Raw genomic sequence first — 4,468 nt, forward strand, 5'->3', positions numbered from 1 at the left:
ATGAAGAGCACCCGCCCGCCCGGAGTCCGCGGACCCGGTCAGTCGGGCCGGCGGGTGCTCTTCATCGTCTCGCGCTCATAGGTGAGCAGCGCGTCGATGACCAGTTGCCGCTCCGAGGGGGCCAGGGGCTCCAGCGCGGTCCGCCACGCGGCCGCACCCGCGGCCAGCCAGCCCTCGATCGCCTCGCGGTGCTCGCCGGTGATGCTGACGATGGTCCGCCGCCGGTCGCGCTCGTCCTCGTGCCGGGCGAGGATGCCCTTGCGGCTCAGGTCGCCGACCATGAGGCTGACCGTCGTCGAGGCGACCTGCAGCCGTCCCGCCAGCGTCTTGACCGTGGCGGGACCGTCGTGCAGCAGGAGGGCCAGCAGCGACAGGTGGCGCGGCGTGAGCGCGAAGTCCTGCAGCTGCTCGGGAACCGGGGTGCGCTTGGCCCGCGCGACGAGCCGGGGCATCAGCAGGATCATCTCTCGCACGCCCTGATCGACGGTCGGACCGTCCATTGGCATCGAGTGATCCCTCTGACTCGCTGGTGGCGGTGTGTCGTGGCTGCTGAGACAGCAAGTATCTCGGAGGACGCGGCACGGTGTCCAACGAGGTCCGGCGAGGGTCCGGCGAGTCCGGCGTGGTCCACGATCCCGACGGCCGCGCGGCCCTCAGTCCCACCAGCCCCCGGCGAGTTCGACGCCCTCCTTCTCCAGCGCGTCGTGCCAGACGGGGTCACGCAGCAACCGTGCCTCCCACGCGCGTACGACGCCGTCGGGCCCCGTGACCGCGTCCTCGCGGGACGGGTGCAGGAACAGCTCGCTCGTCCCCTCGGGAAGGGCGGCGAGGCGGCGGAGGTAGTCGTCCCTGAGCCGCTCGTAGGTGCCGAGTTCGTGCGCCGTGCGACGGTTGGTGGCGATCGTCTGCGGGAGGGCCACGCCGAGCGCGTCGGCGAGGGCGACGGCGTGCTCGTGGGCCTGCGCGAGCCGCGGCGGGAGCGGCCCGCCGATGTACGGCTCGGGGTCGCGCGGCAGCCGGAAGGCGAGGCAGTGGCGCGCGCACCATTCGAGCGTCTCGGCGAGCCATGACCGGCCGTGCAGGCCGTAGAGGGTGCCGGCGTGGGAGTCGGCCGCCACGGGCGCCAGGCGCCGGACGCGCATCCAGCGCAGCTGCGCGTCCGCCTCCTCCATGACGTGCCGTGCCTCGCCCCGGGCTCCCAGGACGAACGGATCGTCGTGGAGCGTACCGTCGCCGTCGGCCAGGCAGGCCGCGCCGTGGAGCGGCCGCCAGCGCGGGATCCCGCGCTCGCTCGTGAGCGTCACGTGCAGCCGCGGCACGACGCCGAGCTCGGCGACCTGGGAGGCGGCCCGCTCCGCGGCGGGCGAGACGCAGATGAGCGTCGTCGCGGTGACGTTCCCCTCGGCGAGCAGCGCGACGATGACCTCCGTGGTGCCCGCCTCCCTGCCGAGGTCGTCGGCCGTGATCACGAGGCGGCGGCTCATCGCGGAGCCTCCGCGGCCGGCTCGTCCGCGCCGTCAGGAGGCGGCGGTCCGTCCTGCCCGCCCGCGGGGCTCCGCGACGGCGGCTCGACCGGCTCGGACGCCTCCGGGGGCGTCTCGATCGGTACGGAGACGAACCGCGCCGCGACCGCGCCGATCGCCGTCAGCACGAACGGGTAGACGCACAGGTACACCCGGAACGCGAACCCGGGGTCGGCGCCCGGGTCGTCGCCGGAGTTGTAGCCGAAGAACACGCCGAGCGAGGTGAGCGCGAGCCCGGTCACGATCCCGTTGAGCCGGCCGAAGAAGCCGAACGCGGACAGGAACAGCCCTTCGCGGTGCTCCCCGTTGCGGGCCGCGTCGGCGTCCAGCACACGCGCGACGATGAGGTCGTTCGTGGCGAGCATGCCCGACCAGCCGGCCCCCACCAGCACACCCGCGGCGATCGCGGTGACGAGGCCGGTGGCGAGGAACAGGGCGGCGAAGCCGGCCGCGAGGACCGCGAAGGCCAGCCGCCAGGCCCACAGGGCGCCGCGCCGCGCGACGACGCGCGGTCACACGACGAGGCCGCCCGCCGAGATGAGGATGACGATGCCCTGCAGGTAGAGCGCGTTGCCGACGGGCAGCCCGAGCGAATAGCGCACGTAGAGCTGGATGCCGGACAACACGAGCGCCATGGCCACGCCGTAGCAGGCGCCGGTGAGCCCGACCTTCCAGAACATCGGGTTGCGCACGATCGACCACACGCTGGGCAGCAGCCTGGGCCGCTCGCGCGTGGAGTAGCGGGGACGCTCGCGCGCGCCGAGCGCCATGAACACGATCACGACGAGGGCGATGGCGCCGTAGATGATCGCGGTGATCCGGAAACCCTGGGTGGACTCCTCGGTGCCGAAGACGCTCGTGGTGAGCACCGGGGTGACCGCGAGCGAGATCACCAGTGCCGCGAGCTGGAAGCCCTGGCGCAGACTGTTGGCCACGGCGCGGTCGCGCTCACGCGGGTAGAGCTCGGGGAGCAGCGCGCCGTAGTTCGCGTTGAGCATCGAGTCGAAAGCCTCGCACAGGATCGCGAACACGGCGAACCAGAGCACGAGCCCGATGCCGTCCAGGGAGTCCGGCGCGGAGAAGAACGCCACCATGCAGGCCGCGAGCATCGGCGCGCCGGCCAGCAACCACGGCCGTCGCCTGCCGAACCGGCTCCTGGTGCGGTCGGACAGATGGCCGAGCAGGGGGTTGTCGACCGCGTCGATGACCGCGTACACCACCATGACGACGCCGTACGCGCGTACGTCCAGCCCCAGGATGTCGACGTAGAAGAGGATCGTCGATCCCTTGATCATGTTGATCGGGATGGACGTGCCGAACATCCCGATGGCGTAGCGCCACGCGGGAGTCCGACCCGGGGCGGAGCCGTCACCGGGATGGGACACGCGATCACCTTCCTTGCTGAGCAGACAATGCAGACATCCGACGCACGATGTCAATGTCCCGCCCGCGACCGGCACCGGGATTCGTGCCTGTACGTCGCCGGATGCGCGTCCTGCCGCAGCGCGGGGTGCTCAGAGGCCGTAGACGCGGGTGGCCGTCGCCGTGAAGACGTCGCCGATCTCCCCGGCGGACCGTCCGGCGAGCACGTCCTGCCAGGTGGACAGCAGGGTGGGCAGGTCGGTCCAGAGTTTCTCGACGGGGAAGTTGCTGCCCCACATGCAGCGGCCCGAGCCGAACAGGTCGAGGCACGTGGTCGCCACCCGCTCGATGAGCGCCCGGTCCACGCGGTGCACGAACGTGCCCTGGCCGGTGAGCTTCACCACGACGTTGGGATGGTCGGCGAGCATTCTCAGGCCCCGCGTCCACTCCGCCACGGCCGGCGGGGCGAAGCCGACCGGCATCCCGGCGTGGACGAGCACGAACGTCATCTCGGGGAAGTCCGCCACCAGGTCGGCGGCGTCGGGCAGCTGGGCGGGGAACACCTGGAGCTCGAACAGCCAGCCGAGGTCGGCGACCGCGGCGAGGTTGCGCCGGAAGACGGGGTCCTTCATGCGGTCGGGCGCGGCGGCGAAACGGAACTCGGGCCGCTCGTGCCAGTGCAGTTGCAGCCGGGTTCCGCGGACGAGCGGGGTGAGGGCGGCCTGGCGGCGCAGGACGTCGGGGGCGTCGTCGGCGAAGAGGTCGGCGCAGCCCACCACGGCGGTGGGCCAGCCGGTCTCGGCATGGACGTCGCGCAGCCGGCGCACCTCGTCGACGGAGCGGTCGAGCGGCCAGTTGGCCTGGACGTAGACGGCCGAGGAGATGCCGCAGGGGGCCGCTTCCGCGACGTACTCGGAAACGGGATAGTCGCGGCGGATCGGCTCGTACGGGCCGAAGATGCGCGGGACCATCTCCCCCTGCAGCCAGGGCAGGTCGGCGGCCCGCCAGATGTGGTGGTGCGAGTCGACGATTCCGGTCATCGCGATGCTCCCGGAGGTGTGGCGGGCCAGTGGCGTGCCGCGGTGCCGCGGCGGCCGGACAGGACGGCGGGCAGACGGCGCACCTCCGCCAGCGCGGTGGCCAGGTCGCGGACGCCGCCGAGGTGGTCAAGGCTCGGAAGCTGGGCGGACATGGCGCGCGTGGCGGGGCGGTAGGTGGGCGAGCAGGCCAAGGGCGACCACCAGACGAGCCGGTGGCCGAGCCTGGACAGGCGGGCGGTGGCGCGGACCATGGGGCCCGGGTCGCCGCGTTCGAGCCCGTCGGACAGGACGATCACGAGCGCGCCCCGGGCGAGCGCCGCGAAGCGCGGCTCGCCCAGGAAGCGGTGCAGCGACGCGCCGATCGCCGTGCCGCCGTCGGCGTCGGTGACCAGCTCCGACACCGACCTGAGCGCCTGGTCGGCGTGCGGGTGCGACAGCGCGGCGGTGATCCGCGTGAGTTCGGTGCCGAAGGTGAACACCTCGGTACGGGCCGGCGCCGCGCGCAGCGCGGTGTGCGCCACGCGCAGGAGGTCGGGGGTGTGC

4 protein-coding genes and 1 pseudogene are annotated in these 4,468 nt (G+C 72.9%); all 5 read right to left on the reverse strand.

The window, feature by feature from the left end:
- Window positions 1–38: 38 nt before the first annotated feature.
- Complete coding sequence (locus E1295_RS47295) at window positions 39–506, reverse strand: MarR family winged helix-turn-helix transcriptional regulator (protein ID WP_132641829.1); 468 nt, start codon at window positions 504–506, stop codon at window positions 39–41.
- Between the two features lie 147 nt (window positions 507–653).
- Window positions 654–1,484 (reverse strand): ChbG/HpnK family deacetylase, encoded by an 831-nt coding sequence (locus tag E1295_RS47300; RefSeq protein WP_132641831.1) that lies wholly within the window; start codon window positions 1,482–1,484, stop codon window positions 654–656.
- Window positions 1,481–2,845 (reverse strand): annotated as a pseudogene (locus E1295_RS51660) (MFS transporter). Before E1295_RS51660 ends, E1295_RS47300 begins: the two are co-directional and overlap by 4 nt.
- A gap of 192 nt (window positions 2,846–3,037) precedes the next feature.
- Entirely contained in the window at window positions 3,038–3,925 is an 888-nt protein-coding gene (locus E1295_RS47310) for an amidohydrolase family protein (RefSeq protein ID WP_132641833.1), read from the reverse strand.
- The coding region (locus E1295_RS47315; protein ID WP_132641835.1) for a VWA domain-containing protein at window positions 3,922–4,468 on the reverse strand (547 nt) is incomplete at its 5' end. The genes E1295_RS47315 and E1295_RS47310, both read right to left, overlap by 4 nt.

The organism is Nonomuraea mesophila, assembly GCF_004352805.1.
Lineage (GTDB): Bacteria > Actinomycetota > Actinomycetes > Streptosporangiales > Streptosporangiaceae > Nonomuraea > Nonomuraea longispora.